Below are 20,783 nucleotides of genomic sequence, written 5' to 3'. Positions count from 1 at the left end.
TTACTTTTCTTCTCGAATGATGTACATCGGACGATGCTTCGTTTCGAGGTAAATCTTACTGATGTACTGTCCTAGAATTCCCAGACAGAATAATTGAATCCCACCAATGGCAAGCAAAATCACCACGAGGGATGGCCAACCGGCGACTGATCCGCCGACGGTTAAGGCCCGGACGATCACAAAGATCAAGCCGAGAATTGAGAGTAGGAAGGAGAGGCTGCCGACCCAAGTGGCGAGACGCAACGGCGCATTGGAGAAGTCAATGATGCCTTCAATGGAGTAGGCAAACAGTTGACGTAAGTTCCAATGGGTTGTACCGGCCGCTCGGGGCTGGCTTTCATAAGTCAGATACGTGGTCTTATAGCCGACCCAACTGAAGATTCCCTTGGAGAACCGGTTGAATTCGGGCAATGAGATCACTGTATCAACAAATTGGCGGGTCATCAATCGGTAATCACGAGCATTCGGTTCGATCCGGACGTCGGATAACCAGTTAATGACACGGTAGAAGCTGCTGGACAGAAACGCCCGTAGTTTACTTTGACCACGACGTTCCTTTTGAATGGTCCCCACACAATCATATCCCCGATTTTCAATGAGGTCGACCATTTCCGGCAAAAGCTCCGGTGGATCTTGTAAATCAACGTCCATGACGGCGACCATGTCGCCTGTCGTGGCTTGGAGGCCCGCGGCCAACGCTGATTCCTTACCGAAGTTTCTGGAGAATGACCGAAAGTGGACAGTCTCCGGATGCTCTTCATGTAAGGCTTTCATTTCATCTAAGGTGTGGTCGCTTGACCCATCATCCACAAAAATATACTCCGGCGTTACCGTTGGAGTAGGGGTATTCATAGACGTGATCACCTTGCTAACGGTTCGGTAAAATAATGGTATAGACTCCTCCTCGTTATAGCAAGGAACGACCAGACTCAATTTCTTCATCACAGACATTCCTTTCACACAACGCTATCATCTTACCTCAAATATAGGAGGCTTGCCATTAAAATTTGTTTACGAGTGTGCCACTTTTCGGTGACTAACCTTACTTATTGCCAATGAATGCGGATTCAAGGAAAAAGGTTTCGCTAGGTCACGAATAATTTGAGAATAAAAACGGAGTTTATAACATGGGACCGTGGGTTCTGCTATAATTGACGATAATACACGTGACTTTGGAGGTATTGCAGTGACGAAACCAATTAAAGTAATGACAGTGTTTGGAACCCGACCGGAGGCCATCAAGATGGCCCCAATTATCTTGGCCATGCAACAACGGCCAGACGCGTTCACCCCAATCACGGTGGTAACCGCACAACACCGGGAGATGCTCGACCAGGTGTTAGCGATTTTCAAGATTACCCCGGACTATGATCTGAATATTATGCGCCCACAGCAGACTTTAAGTGGGATCACGACCCGTGTCTTGAATCAACTCGATGACGTCCTCACGGAAGCCAAGCCAGACATCGTGCTGGTTCACGGGGACACCACGACAACTTTCGCCGCCAGTGTGAGTGCCTTTTATCACCAAACGATGTTAGGTCACGTGGAGGCGGGGTTACGGACCTGGGATAAGTACTCACCTTATCCGGAGGAAATGAACCGCCAATTGACCGATATTCTCAGTGATTTGTACTTTGCGCCCACGACGCTTTCCAAGGCTAACCTGTTAAAACAGGCGCATCCCGCAGATCAGATTTATATTACTGGGAACACGGCAATCGACGCCTTGAAGCAAACAGTGGATCCAGGCTACCATCATGCGGTCTTGGACCAGGTGGCTGCGGATCATCGGATGATTCTCTTGACCATGCACCGCCGGGAGAACCAGGGAGCACCCATGCACACCGTCTTTAAAGCCGTGCGTCGTGAGGTTGAAGCCCATCCTGACGTGGAAGTGGTCTATCCGGTTCACCTGAGTCCTGTCGTCCAGCAGGCGGCTCATGAGGAGCTAGACGGGATGGATCGAATTCACCTGATTGATCCCCTAGATGTCGTGGACTTTCATAACATGGCGGCACGGAGTTTCTTCATCATGACGGACTCCGGTGGGGTTCAAGAAGAAGCCCCGTCACTGAACAAACCCGTTCTGGTGCTCCGCGATACCACGGAACGACCAGAGGGTGTTGAGAACGGGACCCTTAAATTAGTGGGAACCGATCCCAAGCGCGTGACCGAAGCTATGGAACAATTATTAACAGACGAACAGGCCTACCAACGGATGGCGACTGCCGAAAATCCTTATGGGGATGGGCACGCCTCCGAACGCATTTTGCAAGCGATTGAAACCAAAATCAATGGAGGCAATCTAAATGGCTGAGACGGCATATGACCGAGCCGAGATTAAAACGACTGAACAATTATCAGAAATTATGCGTGACCTGCATCAAAAGGCTCTGAAGCATAATGAACGATTTGATTATAAGATTCTGCGTAACGTCCACTTTGCTAACAAGGTGAAGAATCCTGTGACGCAGGAGATGAACGAAGGGGATTCATGGCGGGTCATGCAAATTGACAACCTGCTGGTGACATCCTTTGGCGTGATTAACGTGGAGAGTAAGTATTGGCGGGGGATGATTTTCCATGACCTGTCCGAAGAAATCTTTTCCACGAGTCTCGATGACTTTTCCGCAGTGAACCTTACTGGTAAAGAGAAGAAGACCCCGAAGGCGTTGATGAATCGGCTGGACCGGTTCTTCCTGCCCAACCTGTCGGAAGAAAATGAATCGCTCACCCAAGGCTATACGATGAGTCTTGAACAGGAAGGTCGGGGGCAACGCTCAATTACGTTGCACACGGGGATCAGTAACCCGGCGACCCAGGCCGAACTCTCATCAAAACTGTTGGTGCGCTATATCAATAGTGAAATTACCATGCACCGGCAATTGGAGAACAAGAATGACCGGATCATCGACTTTGTTAAACCAATGGTCTATTACAACTACTATGACCGTTACGACCACATCAACTCGATGGTCGTGGGTAACAAGACCAAATTAAATCCGAATGACGCCTATAACTGTACTGCTGTGGCCAATTACGACGACCTGGCCACCTTTATCGAAGCCTTCCGCCAGGCCAAACGCGTGCGTTTTAGTCGCAAGACCTTGGAAAAAATGATTGGCACGCTGAAGTTTGCGGAGGATTACGGGTCATTCTAACTGACAACGAAAGGAGACGTGGCACCTGTGGCTAAACAGTGGCGCGCACGGCTGGCACCAGTCGGCCGATTCATTCAAACCATTGGCAAACGATACCAGATGGCAAACGTCTCCGATTCTGCGGTGGTGTTGGCTTATTATACTTTGTTGTCGCTCTTTCCAGCATTGCTAGTCGTTGCCAGTATCCTGCCGTATCTACACATCGAAACCACAACGGTGATGGAGAGCATTGAACCGATCGTTCCTGAGAATATCTATACCATGTTGGAGCCCATCATCCATTCCTTTCTGAATAATCGGAGTGGAAGTGTGCTGTCGATCGGGGTGATCGTCTCAATCTGGTCGTCTTCACGGGCGGTCGCGGCTTTCCAACGGACGGTTAACGGCGCCTATGGTGTGGCGAAAAAGCAAAATGCTATCGTCAACCGCGTCGGGGCGTTTTTCTGGATGGTGGCGCTGATTGCGTTGCTTTTCATTCTGATGCTCTTCTTTAGTTTTGGGCAGGTGGCCGTGGAACAATTGACACCACTGCTACATCTGCCAACTCAAGTGCTCACCTACGTGAACGCGGCCAAGTGGCCCTTGACCTTTGGGGTCACATTCTTCGTGTTGATGATCCTCTTTTACTTTGTGCCCAGCGTTAAGTTGAAATGGCGTTACGTGTGGCCGGGGGCGCTTATCGCGACGGTGGGTTGGCTACTCTTATCGCAAGCCTTCTCGCTGTATGTGAAGTATTTTGTGCACAACATCGATAGCTACAAGACGATTGGAACCTTTATCGTTCTGATGTTTTGGCTCGACTTTACCGGGATGATCCTGATGTTTGGGGCGGTCCTAAATGCCTCGATCCAGGAACTCCTAGTTGGAGATTTTGAGGAGCAGACGGTTTTACCCAATATCTTGAAGTATCGAATCAAGAAAAAATAAAAGACACCAGAGGTCTGGGCGTAGTTGTCCCGGACCTTTGATGTCTCATGACTGAATCAGATTAATCTGGGTGTTGTGCGGTGGCCACGAGTTGTGCGGCGAAGGCGTCAAGCCGATCAATGTCGGCCTGACCAGGCTCCAGGTCGATCTTGACACTGGGGGCACCCTGACGCGCGCCACTCTGCTTGAAGGCGGCCGCAAACCGGTCCACGGCGACGTTGAAGTCGTCACCGTAGAAGGTATCGCCGGAACCGGCTACCCCGAATACTTGGTGACTGAGGTCGACTTGGGGAAGGTCCTCGAAGAAATCGAGACCTTCCTCGGGAAGGGCGCCGCCGTCATAGGTGTAGGCACAGACGACACAGATGTCGGCCGTCTTGAACTCGGTGGCGTCAGTCTGAGAGATTTCGGTCTCTTGAACCTGACAGCCTTGGGCCTCTAGACCCTCGGTGACAATATCGGCAACGTCTTGATTGTTCCCGGTGATGGTGGCAAAAACAACGTGAGCGGTTAACATAGTGGCACTCCTTTCGATGCAGCTTGATTGTTGTTAATTATAGCAGGCCAGTGACGAAGCGGCCACACTCATTTCGCTAGGGAATCATGTATGGGCGGAAAAGCTGACTGACTAACTAATCCACCACTATGCGAACCCCAATGAATTTGAAACTGGTAAAATAGTCATAAATAAAAGAAACGGAAGTGATCGAAATGGCCGAGATTACCATGATTGAAGCTCAGAAACGTTCAGGACGCTATAATATTTACGTCGATGGCCATTACGCCTTCCCGGTAAGTGAAAGCGTCCTGGTGGATTTTCGTTTGTACAAGGGCATGGAGATCGATAAGGAACTCGAGGAACAACTGACGTCGGCTGACGATGTCGCCAAGGCTTACAACAAGGCTTTGGATTATCTGTCTCATCAGTTACGGACTGAAAAAGAAGTGCGAGATAAGTTAGTCGATCTGGAAATTCCGCCAGAAACGATTGACCAGACGATCCAAAAGCTCCGAGAGTTTACCTTGGTGGATGATGCCCATTATGCGGCTAGCTACGTGCGAACCATTATGAACACAAGTGACAAGGGACCACGGGTGATTCGCCAGCATTTACGGCAGAAGGGTGTCGCTGAACAGCCGATCGACGAGGCCTTGAAACAGTATCCAGTGGCAGAACAGATGTCCGTGGGGACGGCCGTCGCAGAGAAACTAGCCAAGCGTTACCAACATCAATCGACACGTAATCAACTCCAAAAGGTGCGTCAGGGCCTCATGAGCCGAGGGTTCGGTGGAGATGAGATTAATGGCATGTTGGATAGCCTGGACTTGACGCCGGATGAGGATGAACAGCGCGCGCTACTGGCGAAGCAGGGCGAGAAACTGTGGCATCGTTATCGGGCACTGAGTCACTCGGAACGGCAGTATAAGACGAAGCAAGCCCTGTATCGTAAGGGATTTAAGCTCGATGAGATCAGCGCTTGGCTGGCAGATTTAGGGGAATCGGCAGACTAGTCACAACGTTTTAAAAGGGTAAGGGGGAGCAATTATGAATTCAAAAGTATGGGGGACAGTTTTAGCTTTGGGGGCCGTCTTAGGTCTCGGTGGCGGTTTGGCTTGGTGGTTTAATGGTCAGACGCAACAGACCAAGGCTGAGCCAAAGGTTTCAAGTAGCGTGGTGGTTCGGAAGGTCAAACCAAAGAAGAAGGTACCAGCTAAGAAGCGTAAGCTGGCACCGGCAGCGACAACACGCCAGATTGATGCCGTCTTACAGGCCAACCGTTTCGTAGGGACAGCACTCGTGGTGCATCACAACCAGACGATTTATCAACAGGGCTGGGGCTACGCCGACGCCGCCAACCGTCAGAAAAATCATGTGAATAGCGTCTATCAATTGGCGTCGATTCAGAAATCCTTTACGGCGGGACTGTTGATGAAGCTGGCCAGTGAAAACAAGGTGGCACTCAGTGATCCGTTGTCCAAGTACTATCCACAAATTGCGGGGAGTAATCAGATTACCCTGCGCGAAATGCTGGATATGAAGAGTGGATTAGTGCTGACGGCCTTTCCTAATTCGATCAGAACCGAACAGCAGATGATTAAATTTATTCTGAATAATGTGGTCAGTCAGCCGGCTAAGATTGGGCGGTGGCACTATTCACCGGTGAACTTTATGTTGTTGGCCGGAATTATTCAGAAGGTTTCCGGTGAAAGTTATCAAGATTACTTCACACAAAATATTATCGATGCCGGGAACCTTCAGCATTCCGGCTTCGTTTTCAATATGGCAAACCGGTCCGATTATTCTCAAGGGTACACGAACTCTAAGACCGGGAGTGTGCTGCCAACCTATGATACCGAATACGGGGAATCGAAGCTGTCGATGCTCTATCAATTCGGGACGGGGCAGGTCTATATGTCGGTCAATGACCTTTTCCAGGCGGAACGCAACATGTTGCTAGGGAAGGTCTATCCACAGAAGGACGTTAACGTCCTCTTGGTTCCCGGGTCGGCGTCGATGTATGGTGGGGGACTCTATGTTTACCCAACCTATGTCAGAGGCCACGGTTTAGCCTACGGGTACGAGGCGACCTTCCTGTTGAGCAAGGATGGCCAGGATGGGGTCGTCTTACTCAGTAACTACTACCGGGCCAACCAACTGTCCCAGACGGCTGCTATTCAGCTTTGGAACCTCTTGGAAGGTGGCAATCTGGGTAAATAGCGCGCACTCTGATCAGATAAGCTTAAAACGCCAAGGGCCTGGGATTCCTCCCAGGCCCTTGGCGTTTACAAAACTAGAAGTCAGATTTGATTATGACTTCGGCCGACTCCCGTACGCTCGCTTTGACTTATAGCCTGCTGCCAAAATTTTTCGCATTTCGGCAATGTGGCGTTCTTTAGTCGCAGGAGCCTTGGTGCCAAAAATAAAGCGGGCCCACTCGCGTTGGTAACCGGTCGTTAAGTCATTAAAAAAGTTGACGAGTGCAGGGTCGTCAGCCAGAAGGTCGGCAACCTGGGGGATCAAGGGTTCGAAAGTACTTAGCGGCGCTTGGGTCATCTTGTTTCACCTCATCGTTTGTTTCTGTTAGTTTAGCGCAAGTTTATGGCGGACCCAAGACTTTTGTCCAATGAATCCGGGACGAGCTATTCAATAATACCGGTTAATCTGGTATAATATTGAATGAATTTTTATAGTTACCCGTTACTTAGAAAGTAGGGTTTAGACATGACGCGCGAAGCTAGAGGACCTAAGGAAGGCGACTTCATTACGATCAAAAGCTACAAGCACGACGGAAGTTTGCATCGAACTTGGCGCGACACTGTGGTACTCAAAACAAGCGAGAACGCCCTCATCGGCGTCAATGACCACACGTTGGTCACGGAAGACGATGGGCGGCGGTGGGTGACCCGAGAACCCGCGATCGTTTATTTTCATAAGCATTACTGGTTTAATATTGTTGCTATGATTCGGGATAATGGGGTGTCTTATTACTGTAATTTGGCCTCTCCATACGTTTTAGACAAGGAAGCTCTCAAATATATTGATTATGATCTTGACGTGAAGGTTTTTCCAGACGGCGAAAAGCGGTTATTAGACGTGGATGAATACCAGGATTTCAGTCAGCGTTGGCACTATGGTGCCGAGACGGACCAGATCTTGAAGGCCAATGTCTTGACGTTAGTTGACTGGATTAACAATCACAAGGGGCCCTTCTCTAAAGCCTATGTCGATCTGTGGTATCAACGGTATCAGGAACTGTCACGTCGTCCCAAGTAGGGCACGGCGTTCGACCTGTAAGAGTTGTCTTCCGTATCATCCGGAGCAAGTCCATTCGTGGCTCGCTCCTTTTTTAAAAAAGAAAGGAACTTGTCCATGAAATGGCTTGCGAATTCCCGACTCATGTTCTGGTCACTGGAACTTCTGATTGTGGCGGCGTTAATCTGGGTCTGTACCCAGATTAGCTTTCTCTTTTCGCCCATTGGGATCTTCTTATCGACGATCTTCGTGCCACTCCTGCTATCCGGGGTGTTGTTCTATCTGCTGAATCCACTGGTTCGCATCTTGGAGAAAATCCGGTGGCGGCGTTTCCATCTGAACCGCACCGGCGCCGTTAGCGTGGTCTTTCTGCTATTGGTGGCGGTCTTGGTTGCCGGGGGGATGTGGCTGATTCCCCGGCTGGCCACGCAGATTACGACACTTGTGGGAAGTATTCCGGACTTCGCCAAGTCGAGTGAGGTCGTTTTACGAAAATGGACGCAGCAACCCTGGCTAAAAAGTATTGATTTCTCAAAATATCTGACGCAATTACAGTCGGCCCTCTCCAAATATGCGCAGAGCCTCATGAGTGGCGTTACCAGCGGGATTGGCCAGGTGATTGGAACAGTTACCACGGTGACCGTAACCGCCGTTACAGTGCCTGTCATGCTGTTTTACATGCTAAAGGATGGCGAGAAATTTTTGCCGGCCATTCAGAAGTGGCTGCCGGCTAAGCATGGTGAGCAGACGACGGAGCTTCTGAGTCGGATGAACACGACCATTGCTAAATATGTTGGCGGGCAAATCATCGAATGCCTCTTCGTGGGGATCTTCACCGCAATTGGTTATGTCTTGGTAGGAGAGAAATATGCCTTACTCTTGGGACTCTTTGCGGGAATTTGTAATCTGATTCCTTATGTGGGACCGTACATTGGGATTTTGCCAGCGTTGATTGTGGCCTTTGCCACGAGTACCAACCTGATTATCTACGTGATCATCGTGGTGGTTGTGGTCCAACAAATCGATGGTAACTTCGTTTATCCGAATATTATTGGGAAAAGTTTGCAGATTCACCCGTTGACGATTATTATTATCTTATTAGCCGCAGGTAATATTGCGGGGCTATTCGGGATGATCTTGGCGATTCCATTTTATGCGGTCGTTAAGACGGTGGTGACCTATGTCTACAGCATTTGGCAATTGGAGCACGCCGAGCAAAAATCGTTGTGAAATATTAAAACTTCACAACAAAGTCCTCGTAGAGCGGTTTTCAAGTTGACGTGACCGCTCAATATGCTAGTATTTAGATTGTTATTGGATTTTTAAGACGCCTCCTGGAACCGCCAGGGGAAATTAACCAGATAAGTAGGAGAACCGACATGAAAAAAGTAATTACGTATGGGACGTTTGATTTATTGCATAAAGGGCACGTTCGTTTATTGAAGCGTGCTAAGGCACTGGGTGACGACTTGACGGTTTGTGTCTCTTCCGATGAATTCAATGCGGAAAAAGGCAAGCGGGCGTACACATCTTATGAAGACCGGAAGTACATTCTGGAAGCCATCAAGTACGTGGACCACGTGATTCCCGAAACCACTTGGGACCAAAAGATCAAAGATGTTCAAGAAAACAATATTGATATTTTTGTCATGGGTGACGACTGGAAGGGTAAGTTTGACTTCTTGAAGGACTACTGTGAAGTCGTTTACTTGCCACGGACGGAAGGTATTTCCACGACTAAAATTAAGCATGACCTTGGCCTTACCGATGAAGAAGAATGGAAGGCTGAAGAATAGGTTGACCAATCCTTAGTCGTAGACTAAGGATTTTTCTGTCATAGCGGTAAATTCAAAGGAGGCTTGGGGATGAAACGAGCGGTTTTCTTAGTGACTGACTGTCATGATTTAAAACAGGCAACCTTTGCCAGTCGGTTATCTGGTGCACTTCGAACGGCTGAACGGGTCGATCTGCTGGTGGCCACGCCAGCCATGGAGACAGTCTGGGAGATTCGCGCCGAATTAAATCGCTTGGCCACACGAGACTCGTTGGTGGCGCAGGCTAACCTTGTGACCCTAGCCGATGTTTTTGCCAAAGATGCCGGGCGCGTTCTGTCTGCCAAAGAACGTCTAGCCGTTGACCTTAGCGAATGTGAAGAGCGGGTGTTCGTGGACCATTCTCAACAGGTGAAACGCTACCTGCGTGCTGGTCAATTGGTGGCGGAGCTTCGCCAGTTGGATGATGAGACGCCGATGGTTCTCCGGCAATACGACTACGATCAGTTGGTTCAGACGGTTACCTATGGCCTGAACGGGGCGGTCGTGGCCGTGGCTAGAATTCAAGCCGGGGTGGCACAGACGCGCTACCTACTTAATCAGCAGGGAGAGGCCGTGTTACGATTGACCCGCCAAGTGCGGACTGGCCAACATGTCTTAAGTCTTCAGCCGATGTCGGGAATGGCCGCCGCTTTGCCACCTGACGAACACGTCGCCTTGGAGAATGCGTTCGCGCAACGCCAGGCGTCTGTGACCGCCGCCGATCAGACGGTATTATTGCCGGCGACCGATGTGACGTACAGTGGCGTGGTGTATGCTAACTATCAGCGCTTGACGACCACTGAGGACTTGTATCGAGTCGTTTTGAATCGGGTCTTAACCCCGGACTTTCAATTATTTAGTCCATTAGCCATCAATGACCGGCTTTCACCGTTACTGCCGAATCAATTAATCTTTAACTACTAAGGAGTTTGCCATCGTGCGAGCGATTTTATCAGGATGTCAGCATTCAAATCAGCAATCAGAATTGGAGCTGGAACTCATCAATGTTCCAGAACCTTTTGCGACGCTCACGGTGACCTTCTTTGAACGGCAAACACAGGCGACACTGACTGTCCCCGTGACGCGGATGGTCAATCAACACGTGGTTCGGGTAGCATTCAATCCGATGGACTTGCAATTTGAACAGGGTGGTCGGCGTGATTTTAGCTGGGAGCTATATCTCAACGTGGCGCAGTCCACGATGCACGGGGTTATTCAGATTGAGAGTGAGGCGCTCAGCGATCGTTGGCAGACCTCACAAACGAGTTCCTGTCAGCTCCGGTGCGATGCTGCGGGGATGGCCATTCTAAACAGTCATACCCATCAGTCCGCGACGGAAGTTCAGGTCACGGCGATCAACTTGGTGGATGATCAGTTACAAGTGGTGGGAACGCGTCAGGTTAACCCTGAGCCATTGGTCCAGCAGCGACTGGTCTTGAAAGACAAATCCGATCAGCACGTCATCGTGGGACCGGTTGTCCAGGACACTCGTCAAGGGCTGGTTACGCTGTCCCTGCCATTAGCCGAACTACCGCTTGATACGCCGCAAGTCCTCTATATCCGCACAACTGTTGGCGAAGAGACAGTGGAACGACGCGTGGTTTTGGCGCGCTCATTGGCGGGACAGACGACGGAACTGGTGACTCACCAGCATCGACTGGTCATGCTTGATAAGCGTTTCGACAATGCCCTGCTCGTGACGGCGTCAGTGGCACCGTCATTGCCACAACGGGTGGTCAACGCTGTCGGGCAATTGCGTCAAGTTGTGAAGTGGGTGGCACAATTGGCAGATAAGGTTAATCTAACCTATCTGTCACGGTTATTTAGACACGGGCACACGCCCTATGAGCGGCCAACTCTCATTTTTGAAAGCTTTGGTGGCCGCCAAGTGAGTGACTCACCGTATGCCATCTATCGCCTGTTTACCCGGCTCTATCCAGAATTTAACTGTGTGTGGTCGATCAACCGGTCACAGCGGCATTTCTGCCGGCAACATGACATTCCCTATGTGATTCGCCGGACCACGAGGTGGGTGCGGTTACTGGGCAAGGCAAGCTTCTGGATCAGTAATGCCCGCTTCCCATTATGGATAAAGAAACCCGACTATCTGACTTACATTCAAACTTGGCACGGGACACCACTGAAAAAACTGGGATTAGACATTGAAAAAGTGACGATGCCTGGGACAACGACGGCTCGATACCATGCGAACTTTGTGAAGGAAGCCAATCGTTGGGATGCCTTGATTTCTCCCAATGATTATTCGACTCAGGTCTTTCGAACCGCCTTTGGCTTTAACAATCAGATCTTGAAGGTGGGTTATCCCCGTAATGATGCCCTGGTGAACAGTACGCCGGCAGAGATTACGGCACTCAAACGAAAATTGGGAATTCCATTGGATAAACGGGTGGTGCTCTATGCGCCAACTTATCGAGACAACCAGTTCGCTGAGAAGGGCAAGTATACGTTTGATTTGCCCTTCTCACTGGCAGAGTTTCAGCAGCGATTCGGAAAAGATACCGTGCTAATTTTACGGATGCACTATCTGATTGCGAATACCCTAGATATTCGGGGGTATGAAGGTGTCGTCTTTGACTTCTCACGTCATCCGAATATTTCGGAGTTATACCTGGTTAGTGACCTGTTGATTACGGACTATTCTTCGGTCTTCTTCGATTACGCCTATCTCAAACGGCCGATCCTATTCTATCCGTACGATTATCAGGTGTATAAGGATGAGTTGCGCGGGTTCTATTTGAATTACGAGACCGAGTTACCAGGGGAGATTGCGCATGATGAATCACAACTTCTCTCGTTAATTTCGCAGAAATTGGCGACTCCTGATATGAGTCATGACGCCCGTTTTATGGCTTTCTATCGTCGCTTCTGTGCCATTGATGATGGCCAGAGTTCATGGAAAGTCGTGGCCTATATCTTACAACAGATTGAAAATCATGGTTGATAAAAAACAAGGGGTCAGGACGTTATCGCATCCTGACCCCTTGCTTTGACTAAACCTAATGATTCACTTTAATGGCTTGCTGATAGGCGTATTGACTCAAGCGCTTGGCCTGTTGCGGCTGGTGCACAATCTGCTTGAAATAGCGATTGAGAATCCGCTGATAGGCGGCCTTCACTCGGGTAACCCGGGGATGGTGGCGTTGCGTCAATTCGCTTTGCGCTGTCTGAGCATCTTGGCGTGAGGCTACTGGTTGGGCCATGTGTTTCACCAGATAGGTCACGTTCTTACTGGCTTTCTTAGCAGAAGGACTGACCGGTTGGTTGGCCGCTTGGCTACTGGCCAAGGAAGCCTGCATATTGTTGGTGAGACTGGTAATTTCGTAGTAGTCATCTTTTTTAACGCGTGTTTGGTCATAGGTCTTGAACAACAGGACGTTGAGCAGACTGGCAATGATCACAATTCCTACACCACTGATAATGACTGCCATGGCGGGGCGCAGGGGTCGGTGGCGCTGCTTGGTCACAATGAGACCGATGAGACCCCCTAGCGCGATGATCGCGCCCAGACAGAAGATAATTTCGATGATGAGGGCTTCCGTACTCGCCGACATAATTTCACCCGATTCTAAATAAGTTCATTCTTTAATGATACCACGAAATAGGGGCGGCGTGATCCAGAAATGCCGGCCATCATGTATTGTGACCCTAGATGTGTTAAAATTATAACGTCACGTAAATTTAAAATTTCAGATAATCTAAATTCAAAAAAATTTGTGAGGAAAAACTATGAGCGAAAAAACATTAGCATCAGCTGTCGATAAACGACGGACTTTTGCCATCATCTCCCACCCCGATGCCGGGAAGACGACGATTACCGAACAATTGCTGTTGTTCGGGGGCGTGGTGCGTGAAGCCGGGACCGTTAAGGCACGGAAGAGTGGTAACTTCGCCAAGTCTGACTGGATGGAAATCGAACAAACGCGTGGGATCTCGGTGACGAGTTCTGTGATGCAATTCGATTATCAGGGCAAACGGATCAATATTCTGGATACCCCGGGACACGAAGACTTCTCAGAAGATACGTACCGGACGTTAATGGCTGTGGACTCCGCAGTCATGGTCATTGACTCTGCCAAGGGGATCGAACCCCAAACCAAGAAGTTGTTCCAGATTTGTAAGATGCGGGGAATCCCGATCTTTACCTTCATGAACAAGCTTGACCGAGATGGCCGTGAACCGATGGACCTGATTGCCGAATTGGAGGATGTCCTGGGTATTGAAGGCTATCCAATGAACTGGCCAATTGGGATGGGTAAGGAATTAAAGGGTCTGTATGACCGCTATCACCAACGTGTGGCCTTGTACCGGCCATCTGGTGATACCCAATACCTGCCACTCCATGAGGACGGAGAATTGGCCGATGGCAACGACTTGGAAGACGATGGTTTGTACCAAGAAGCCCGCGATAACATGTTGTTGATTGAAGAAGCCGGGAACCAGTTCGACGCCGCCAAGATTGCCAGCGGGGACCAGACGCCAGTCTTCTTCGGATCAGCCTTAGCAAACTTTGGGGTTAAAACTTTCCTGGAAACGTATTTGGAATATGCCCCTAAGCCAGCAAGTCACCACACGCAAGAGGACAAAGACATTGCTCCAACTGACAGTGAGTTCTCTGGATTTGTCTTTAAGATTCAAGCGAACATGAATCCTAAGCACCGTGACCGGATTGCCTTCGTGCGGGTCTGCTCTGGTGAATTTGACCGTGGAATGGACGTTATTCAGGAGCGAACGGGCAAGAAACTTCGGCTGTCCAACGTGACTGAATTCATGGCTGATACGCGTGAGAATGTGGAGAAGGCTGTGGCCGGTGACATTATTGGGCTGTATGATACTGGTAATTTCCAGATTGGGGACAGTATCTACACGGGCAAGCAAACCGTGAAGTTCGAAAAGCTGCCACAATTTACACCGGAGCTGTTCGTGCGGGTGGCCGCTAAGAACGTGATGAAGCAAAAGTCCTTCCACAAGGGGATTAATCAACTGGTTCAAGAAGGGGCTGTGCAGCTGTATACTTCTTACTCAACTGGTGATTATATCCTGGGTGCCGTGGGTCAACTTCAATTCGAAGTGTTCCAATTCCGGATGCAAAATGAATACAACTCGGAAGTTATCATGGAACCAATGGGGAAGAAGACGGCTCGGTGGATCAACCCCGACCAGTTGGATGAACGGATGTCCTCGTCACGGAACTTACTGGTTAAAGATAGCCAGGGCGCACCATTGTTCCTGTTTGAAAACCGTTTCGCGGAACGGTGGTTCAAGGACAAGTATCCTGACGTTGAATTGACGTCAAAACTCTAATCTAAACGCTGCAAGGCTCAGACAGTCGTCTGGGCCTTTTTAATTTCACTAACTTTTTAGATGGAAATCTGAGACTAATTTGATTGGTATAGGCCTTGTATAATGCCTTCGTTTTGTCATAAACCCTTATGAACGTTGATTATCCAGTGGGGGTCGTGCGATAAGTGAATGATTGGTGTTCATGACGCAAAGCCAATACTTTGTGAAACGATTGTGTACAATTTAATTGGTTTCCTTCTTCGAAGTTCCCTGTTAGGATGTTGTTTATCGGAGCTAGAACAACAGACAGAAATTAAAAAAATTGGGGAAATTTGGAGGAGAGTAAGATGACAGTAAATGTGAAGGCAAGTTTATGGTTAACGGCGGCGACGGTTTTGATGGGCGTGGGGATGGCCACAGAACCGCAAGATGTTCACGCAGCAGCAACTGGGCAAACGAGTTCGCAACGGGCAACCGAGCATATTTGGGAATGGATGCCCAATCCGACTTTAAGAAAGATTATGTTGAAAACGCTTAATAATGACCCGAACATCAAACATCATTGGAAAACAGAAGATGACATTACCAAGAAAGATATGCGCCTGCTGACCAAGATGGAACTGACCAAGGAAAATGTGAGTGGTGTGGGTGTTCAAACGATTCAAATGTTTAGTCTGGAAGGTTTGGAGTACGCGACTAATTTAACTTACTTAGACTTAGATGGGTCAGTCACGAATTTCGATTCGACGGACCGGGAGGCCTTCGGTAAGAACCCTATCCGACAGCCTCGAGGCCATATCACGATTTTGTCGCCACTAATGAATCTGACAAAATTAGACACGTTGATTCTGAAGAATAATCGAATTGACGATGTCCGAAAATTAGCGAATTTGACTAATCTGTCCTACCTCGACCTGTCAAATTGTCAGATTGCCGACTTCTCTCCATTGGGTCAGATTCCCTTCGAAGTTTTCAAGGGTGAGGGTCAAGTCATCTCCCGGACGGATCGGTTTACTGGAAATGAGCTGTCTGGCCATCTGAAGAATACCAGTACATGGATTGATGGGTCACGCTATGAGATGAAAGCGCTTGACCGTTACGCCGTGCCGGCCTATACCCGCGAGGATCGACATGAAGATACGGGGGATCTACTAGGAACTCACGATGTTTTCAAATTAAAATTTAGTGCTGGTAAGTCCCATTCAGACGGGGATAAGGGCCTGAGTTATGATCATTTGGCGGATCAGGAATATACCCGGCCCGATGATAATTTCACGACTGGTGAAATGCTGAAACACGATGCCCGTAATGCCATGCTGGGTGAGGTGCGGTCCCCAGACGGTAAGGTCCTCTGGACTTATGTAAACACTTACCGGTTTACGACGTATCCCGCACCGGTAACCGTTTCTCACGTTGATACGGATGGCAACAAGCTTCAGGATGATGAGGTACTGACGGGAGGATTGGGTGCTCCCTATCAAACGCAGCCAGTCAAAATCGAAGGCTATCAACACAAAGAAACCAAGGGTGAAATGACTGGAAAGTTCTTGCGTGAAGAACAAAAGGTCGTCCATGTTTATGAGAAGGTGGATGATCAGGATACCGGTACTGGCAACGGAGGCGATGGTTCCACAGGTGATGGCGACGATTCCCAAGGGAATATGAATGGTGGCGATCAGGGGAACGGTAATGCCAATGGTGGAGACGGTCAAGACGGTTCTGACAATAACGGAGACTCAGATGGCGATGCCGATGGTAACGACGGTCAAGATGGTTCCGACAGTAACGGAGACTCCGACGGCGATGCCGATGGTAACGACGGTCAAGACGGTCAAGATGGTTTCGACAATAATGGGGACTCCGACAGCGATGCCAATGGTGGAGACGATCAAGATGGTTCTGATAACAACGGAGATTCCGATGGCGATACCAATGGTGGAGACGGTCAAGATGGTTCTGACAGTAACGGAGACTCCGACGGCGATACCAATGGTAACGATGGTTCCGATAACAATGGTGATTCGGATAGCGATAGCGACGGAAACGATGGTCAAGACGGCTCTGACAATAACGGAGACTCTGACGGCGATACTAATGGCAATGACGGTCAGGATGGTTCCGATAATAATGGGGACTCTGATAGTGATGCTGATGGCAACGATGGCCAAGACGGCTCCGACAACAACGGGGATTCTAACGGTGATGTCAATGGCAACAAGCCAGGGGACAACAATGGCAATGGAGGTACGGTGACCGGCCCAGGAACTGGCGGAAATGGTTCCGGAAACAATGGTTCTGACAATGGATCTGAAGAAGGTTCTGGTTCAGGTTCAGGTGATGGTTCTGGGACGGGGTCTGGTTCTGGTTCGGATGGCAACGACTCTGATGACGGTAACGACAATAATAACAATGACGGCAATGGTAGTGGTACCGGTGACGGCAATGGTAGTGGTACCGGCGATGGCAATAACACCGGTAACGGCGGTGACACTGGTACTGACAACGGGACTGACACTGGTACTGGCAATGAAAATGACACTGGTACTGGCAACGGGACTGACACTAGTGATGGCAATGAAAATGATACCGGTACCGGATCGGAAACAGGGTCCACTGGGAACACTGGTGGTTCAACCACGGACACAGGTTCAGGTAACCAATCTGGTACTGGTCAAGGCTCACAATCAGTGGCAACCGACGACGAGGAGGAGATTGATAGTCCAGTCTCTGGTAGCGAGTTTGACCATGCCACGACTGGTGATGGTGATAATGGGTCGACTGATTTGAGTTACTCAGCGCTGGGTGGTGGATCCGGATCAACGACCGGTCGTCTGCCACAGACGGGTGAAGCCCAATCTTCCTGGACTTGGCTAGGCCTGCTGTTGGTCAGTCTGTTTGGGACCGGCTTCATGAAACATAAGCGTCGAGAAGAGTAAGCAACATTAACAACCAGCAGAATTGAAGAGAGTCTAGTCCATTGGGAGGAAAGTTTTGCTAACTGACCTGACTAAATTGGATGATGAGTCAAATGGGGATTAATTTCGAAAGTTGAAATTAGTCCCTTTTTATTATGCAATTTATGATTTCCCATAACTCTGTCAATTTTCGAAGGCTCTTCTTTTAAAATTGATAAATTACCCCTTAAGCGGTGTGCGCATGGTATTCTTTTGGCGAAGAAAGTGACTCACTGACGGGTAATTGCGACCCAACATCTTTTGGGGGCGGAGAGGAGCGATTATGAAGAAATTGAAAGTTTGGCTAGGGTTGATAGTCGGGATCGGTTTAGGTCTCGGTCAACATGTGATAGGCTATGCGGATTCGGATTATGACAATGCCTTGAAGACCGCTCCGCAAGGGATCTCACTGGAAAATATCTTTACGCCGGGAACGACCAGTAACAATACGGCCGCGGTGGTGACGACAACCAATCCGGCAATTACGGGAACTCAGGCGGCCAAGGTTAACAATGGGAAAAACCAATTTGGGGCAATTTGGTCAACCGCCGACAATGTGTTTAATTTAAAAAAGAATGAAACCGCTTCAATGTGGATTTATTTTGGAAATACCGGGAAAAAGGCCGCGGATGGCATGGCATTGGTCTTCCAAAATGATTCTCGAGGACTGAATGCCACCCCAACCTTTGGCAAGACGATCTACGGTGAAACTTTGGGTGTTTGGGGAATTGCCACGGATCGGAAGCAAGCTACTGCAGATAAAATTGCGGCCTCAGCGATTCAAAACAGCTGGGCGTTAGAGTTTGATACGCATTTAAATAAATCGACCAGTTACTCGAATGCTGCGGATGCCGATTCCTTTGACGTTGATTTTGGCGGTCCGCACTTGGCCAATGGCTATCCCGGGGATGTGGCCACCTATAACATGGTGAAGACCTCTCAACTGTTGCCGATTCCCGCATCTGGTTATTACGCGCAGCAGCAACATGAAGGGGTTCTGAACGGCGACTATACGTTTCTATCAAATGGCGCCTGGCATCATTTGACGGTGGATTGGAAGGCCGATTCGAAGGTCTTAACCTACACGTTTAATGACAAGGACCCTGTGGATGGTACCGACCAACCTGGGGTCAGTGAACAGGCAACCTTAGACCTCGATAAAATTGATCCGGATCATACCGGTCAGATCCAGTGGGGATTTACGGGTGCCACGGGAAGTAGTTACGAAAACAACTTAGTCGTGATGGAAAAAATTCCAGGTCTGGTGGATGCTAAGGCAACCACCACGCTGACGGACAAAAACACCAATCAGGTCATTGACGATGGTGGTATTCTTAAAGGCGGCCACAAGTTCCAACTAGATTACCAACTCAATTACTTGGATGGCAAGCAGTCCTGGAAGGACCTGACCGCCAAAATGAGTCTACCGGATCATCTGAACTACGACACGGCAAAAGTTACCTATGCCGACGGTACCACGAGTGACTTGAGTCTGAATGGTTTAGTGGATAATCAGATTGAATGGTCACTGCCAACCGCATTGAGCACGGCTAATCCGCGGGCAACCATTACGTTGACGGGGACGGCCGAGGACGTGAAGGGAGCAACTAGCGTGGCAGCTAGTGCGTCTACCTTTAATGCGGTTAACGGGGTTGTCACAACTGATACCTCAGCGTTTACCTTGAACCCAACCCTGGAATTAAACTTGTTCTCACTCTCTGGATCGAGTACTCAGATTGAGGCGGGAGCCAGTGCGACCTTTAAGGGTCTGGTGATTATTCCAGAAGGTGTCGACTTGAGTAACGACGATATGACCGTTTCCGGCACCTTGAACGGGTCATCCCTGCCAGACTTTAAGATGCCAGCCGGGGATGATGGTCGGTTTGACCTGACCTTGACTCCTGGGCAGCTGAAGGCCGGCAGTAATAGTCTCAAACTTTGGGTGACGGACCCTTACCAGAACGTGTCCAATGAGGTCACCTACACGATCATCGTCCCAGGCCAACTGACGTTTCAGGCGGTGGCCGAGGCCAGTTCTTTTGAAGCAACCTCATTAACCGGGTCGTCTCAGCAGATTAAGCGGACCTCAGATTGGCAGGTTAAGATTCTGGATACCCGTGAGGCGGGTGCCTCCTGGGCTCTACAGGTCACCGCAACTCCATTTGTTTCCTCGGATGGACGGACGCTTGCCGGTGAACTGCGGTACTACGATGAGGATGGTCAGACGGCGATTGGTGGTGACCCAATCACGGTAAGCAATGGGGTCTCCACGGATACGGACGATGTGACGGATGTCGTTGGCAACTGGCAGGATGAATCAGGCCTGCTCCTAGATGTCGACGGTGATGCGGTTCAAGGCGATTATGAATCGACGATTACTTGGACTCTGAATAATGTTCCCTAGACTAGGGCAAACGCAATGAACGATAAAAATAGCTGTCGTTGGCACACTTAAGCCGACGACAAAAAGGTCCCCACAACATGTTCTTCACGGAACGTGTTGTGAGGACCTTTGCGTTAAACGACACCTATTCTGCGGGTGCGAGTTTTGCAGCCTGTGCTTGTGCGGCTTGGGCTAGGATATTTAAGTAGTTGAATGGGCGGTCAAAGTTTGGTTGGAAAAGCATATCAACCATTGCCAGGTCGTCGATTGTATTTTCATTTTGGATGCAGACGGAGAGGGTATTAGCGGATTGTGAGACGTCATATTTACTCATCAAGGCCCCACCCAAGATCCGCCGGCTGTCTGGGTCGTAGACCAGAGACATCAGCACGGGTTCAGTTGTTGGCATGAATTCGGGACGGTAGTTATCTGGCTCTTTGTCAAATGGTGTTGAAGGATAGTTTCTATCCTTTGGAGATCTCCTCG

17 protein-coding genes and 1 pseudogene are annotated in these 20,783 nt (G+C 49.4%); 13 read left to right on the top strand and 5 right to left on the bottom strand.

Features of this window, described 5'->3' with window-relative positions; translation table 11 throughout:
• Positions 1 to 942, bottom strand: coding sequence for a glycosyltransferase family 2 protein (locus tag IV54_RS09050; protein WP_057879040.1), 942 nt, complete (start codon positions 940 to 942; stop codon positions 1 to 3).
• A gap of 244 nt (positions 943 to 1,186) precedes the next feature.
• Here IV54_RS09050 and wecB point away from each other — a divergent pair, with 244 nt between their 5' ends.
• Genes wecB through IV54_RS09035 form a run of 3 tightly spaced genes read left to right on the top strand, consistent with a single transcriptional unit; the run spans position 1,187 to position 4,091 of the window.
• Positions 1,187 to 2,320, top strand: coding sequence for a non-hydrolyzing UDP-N-acetylglucosamine 2-epimerase (gene wecB, locus IV54_RS09045; RefSeq protein ID WP_157054394.1), 1,134 nt, complete (start codon positions 1,187 to 1,189; stop codon positions 2,318 to 2,320).
• Complete coding sequence (locus tag IV54_RS09040; RefSeq protein WP_057879039.1) at positions 2,313 to 3,164, top strand: nuclease-related domain-containing protein; 852 nt, start codon at positions 2,313 to 2,315, stop codon at positions 3,162 to 3,164. Before wecB ends, IV54_RS09040 begins: the two co-directional genes overlap by 8 nt.
• Before the next feature lie 27 nt (positions 3,165 to 3,191).
• Complete coding sequence (locus IV54_RS09035) at positions 3,192 to 4,091, top strand: YihY/virulence factor BrkB family protein (protein WP_057879038.1); 900 nt, start codon at positions 3,192 to 3,194, stop codon at positions 4,089 to 4,091.
• A gap of 61 nt (positions 4,092 to 4,152) precedes the next feature.
• Here the strand turns inward: IV54_RS09035 and IV54_RS09030 are convergent, their stop codons facing one another.
• Positions 4,153 to 4,608, bottom strand: a complete 456-nt coding sequence (locus IV54_RS09030; protein WP_057879037.1) for a flavodoxin — start codon at positions 4,606 to 4,608, stop codon at positions 4,153 to 4,155.
• A 194-nt stretch (positions 4,609 to 4,802) separates the two neighbouring features.
• Here IV54_RS09030 and recX point away from each other — a divergent pair, with 194 nt between their 5' ends.
• Together recX and IV54_RS09020 are read left to right on the top strand one after the other, a co-directional pair.
• The gene (gene recX / locus IV54_RS09025) at positions 4,803 to 5,603 is read left to right on the top strand and encodes a recombination regulator RecX (RefSeq protein ID WP_057879036.1); all 801 of its coding nucleotides are present in this window, start codon (positions 4,803 to 4,805) and stop codon (positions 5,601 to 5,603) included.
• 34 nt (positions 5,604 to 5,637) lie between these two features.
• On the top strand, positions 5,638 to 6,810 hold the full coding sequence (locus IV54_RS09020) for a serine hydrolase domain-containing protein (RefSeq protein ID WP_057879035.1): 1,173 nt from the start codon (positions 5,638 to 5,640) through the stop codon (positions 6,808 to 6,810).
• Between the two features lie 90 nt (positions 6,811 to 6,900).
• Here the strand turns inward: IV54_RS09020 and IV54_RS09015 are convergent, their stop codons facing one another.
• A complete protein-coding gene (locus IV54_RS09015) occupies positions 6,901 to 7,146 on the bottom strand; it encodes a YdeI/OmpD-associated family protein (protein WP_057879034.1) in 246 nt (81 codons plus the stop codon).
• Between the two features lie 168 nt (positions 7,147 to 7,314).
• On the opposite strand from IV54_RS09015, the gene ntdP reads away from it, so the two are divergent.
• From ntdP to IV54_RS08990, 5 genes are all read left to right on the top strand, one after another.
• Positions 7,315 to 7,866 carry a nucleoside tri-diphosphate phosphatase gene (gene ntdP / locus IV54_RS09010; RefSeq protein WP_057879033.1) on the top strand — a complete coding sequence of 184 codons (552 nt, stop codon included), beginning with the start codon at positions 7,315 to 7,317 and terminating at the stop codon, positions 7,864 to 7,866.
• 96 nt (positions 7,867 to 7,962) lie between these two features.
• Positions 7,963 to 9,075, top strand: coding sequence for an AI-2E family transporter (locus IV54_RS09005; protein ID WP_057879032.1), 1,113 nt, complete (start codon positions 7,963 to 7,965; stop codon positions 9,073 to 9,075).
• A gap of 149 nt (positions 9,076 to 9,224) precedes the next feature.
• Complete coding sequence (gene tagD / locus IV54_RS09000; RefSeq protein ID WP_057879031.1) at positions 9,225 to 9,641, top strand: glycerol-3-phosphate cytidylyltransferase; 417 nt, start codon at positions 9,225 to 9,227, stop codon at positions 9,639 to 9,641.
• Positions 9,642 to 9,710: 69 nt separating this feature from the next.
• Complete coding sequence (locus IV54_RS08995; RefSeq protein ID WP_057879030.1) at positions 9,711 to 10,583, top strand: hypothetical protein; 873 nt, start codon at positions 9,711 to 9,713, stop codon at positions 10,581 to 10,583.
• A gap of 13 nt (positions 10,584 to 10,596) precedes the next feature.
• On the top strand, positions 10,597 to 12,621 hold the full coding sequence (locus IV54_RS08990) for a CDP-glycerol glycerophosphotransferase family protein (protein ID WP_057879029.1): 2,025 nt from the start codon (positions 10,597 to 10,599) through the stop codon (positions 12,619 to 12,621).
• 55 nt (positions 12,622 to 12,676) lie between these two features.
• On the opposite strand, the gene IV54_RS08985 is transcribed toward IV54_RS08990, so the two are convergent.
• Positions 12,677 to 13,231 carry a hypothetical protein gene (locus IV54_RS08985; RefSeq protein ID WP_057879028.1) on the bottom strand — a complete coding sequence of 185 codons (555 nt, stop codon included), beginning with the start codon at positions 13,229 to 13,231 and terminating at the stop codon, positions 12,677 to 12,679.
• A gap of 175 nt (positions 13,232 to 13,406) precedes the next feature.
• Between IV54_RS08985 and IV54_RS08980 the strand changes: the two genes are divergently transcribed.
• The 3 genes from IV54_RS08980 (at position 13,407) to IV54_RS08970 (ending at position 20,318) form a co-directional block, all read left to right on the top strand.
• Positions 13,407 to 14,981 carry a peptide chain release factor 3 gene (locus IV54_RS08980; RefSeq protein WP_057879027.1) on the top strand — a complete coding sequence of 525 codons (1,575 nt, stop codon included), beginning with the start codon at positions 13,407 to 13,409 and terminating at the stop codon, positions 14,979 to 14,981.
• Between the two features lie 326 nt (positions 14,982 to 15,307).
• Positions 15,308 to 17,896 carry a MucBP domain-containing protein gene (locus IV54_RS08975; RefSeq protein ID WP_057879026.1) on the top strand — a complete coding sequence of 863 codons (2,589 nt, stop codon included), beginning with the start codon at positions 15,308 to 15,310 and terminating at the stop codon, positions 17,894 to 17,896.
• A 301-nt stretch (positions 17,897 to 18,197) separates the two neighbouring features.
• Positions 18,198 to 20,318: an L-type lectin family protein gene (locus IV54_RS08970; RefSeq protein ID WP_057879025.1), complete on the top strand. Its 2,121-nt coding sequence runs from the start codon at positions 18,198 to 18,200 to the stop codon at positions 20,316 to 20,318.
• 124 nt (positions 20,319 to 20,442) lie between these two features.
• On the opposite strand, the pseudogene IV54_RS08965 reads toward IV54_RS08970, so the two are convergent.
• Positions 20,443 to 20,783 (bottom strand): annotated as a pseudogene (locus IV54_RS08965) (hypothetical protein); the annotation flags it as partial.

It is taken from the genome of Levilactobacillus paucivorans, assembly GCF_001437125.1.
Lineage (GTDB): Bacteria > Bacillota > Bacilli > Lactobacillales > Lactobacillaceae > Levilactobacillus > Levilactobacillus paucivorans.
Note: the sequence above shows the minus strand (reverse complement) of the source record. Positions and strands in the feature narration are given on the sequence as shown.

Bases quoted from the DNA above. Each gene is read 5' to 3' on its own strand.
- IV54_RS09050 (WP_057879040.1), bottom strand. From the start codon at position 942: ATGAAGAAATTGAGTCTGGTCGTTCCTTGCTATAACGAGGAGGAGTCT.
- IV54_RS09040 (WP_057879039.1), top strand. From the start codon at position 2,313: ATGGCTGAGACGGCATATGACCGAGCCGAGATTAAAACGACTGAACAA.
- IV54_RS09030 (WP_057879037.1), bottom strand. From the start codon at position 4,608: ATGTTAACCGCTCACGTTGTTTTTGCCACCATCACCGGGAACAATCAA.
- recX (WP_057879036.1), top strand. From the start codon at position 4,803: ATGGCCGAGATTACCATGATTGAAGCTCAGAAACGTTCAGGACGCTAT.
- IV54_RS09020 (WP_057879035.1), top strand. From the start codon at position 5,638: ATGAATTCAAAAGTATGGGGGACAGTTTTAGCTTTGGGGGCCGTCTTA.
- IV54_RS09015 (WP_057879034.1), bottom strand. From the start codon at position 7,146: ATGACCCAAGCGCCGCTAAGTACTTTCGAACCCTTGATCCCCCAGGTT.
- ntdP (WP_057879033.1), top strand. From the start codon at position 7,315: ATGACGCGCGAAGCTAGAGGACCTAAGGAAGGCGACTTCATTACGATC.
- IV54_RS09005 (WP_057879032.1), top strand. From the start codon at position 7,963: ATGAAATGGCTTGCGAATTCCCGACTCATGTTCTGGTCACTGGAACTT.
- tagD (WP_057879031.1), top strand. From the start codon at position 9,225: ATGAAAAAAGTAATTACGTATGGGACGTTTGATTTATTGCATAAAGGG.
- IV54_RS08995 (WP_057879030.1), top strand. From the start codon at position 9,711: ATGAAACGAGCGGTTTTCTTAGTGACTGACTGTCATGATTTAAAACAG.
- IV54_RS08985 (WP_057879028.1), bottom strand. From the start codon at position 13,231: ATGTCGGCGAGTACGGAAGCCCTCATCATCGAAATTATCTTCTGTCTG.
- IV54_RS08980 (WP_057879027.1), top strand. From the start codon at position 13,407: ATGAGCGAAAAAACATTAGCATCAGCTGTCGATAAACGACGGACTTTT.
- IV54_RS08975 (WP_057879026.1), top strand. From the start codon at position 15,308: ATGACAGTAAATGTGAAGGCAAGTTTATGGTTAACGGCGGCGACGGTT.
- IV54_RS08970 (WP_057879025.1), top strand. From the start codon at position 18,198: ATGAAGAAATTGAAAGTTTGGCTAGGGTTGATAGTCGGGATCGGTTTA.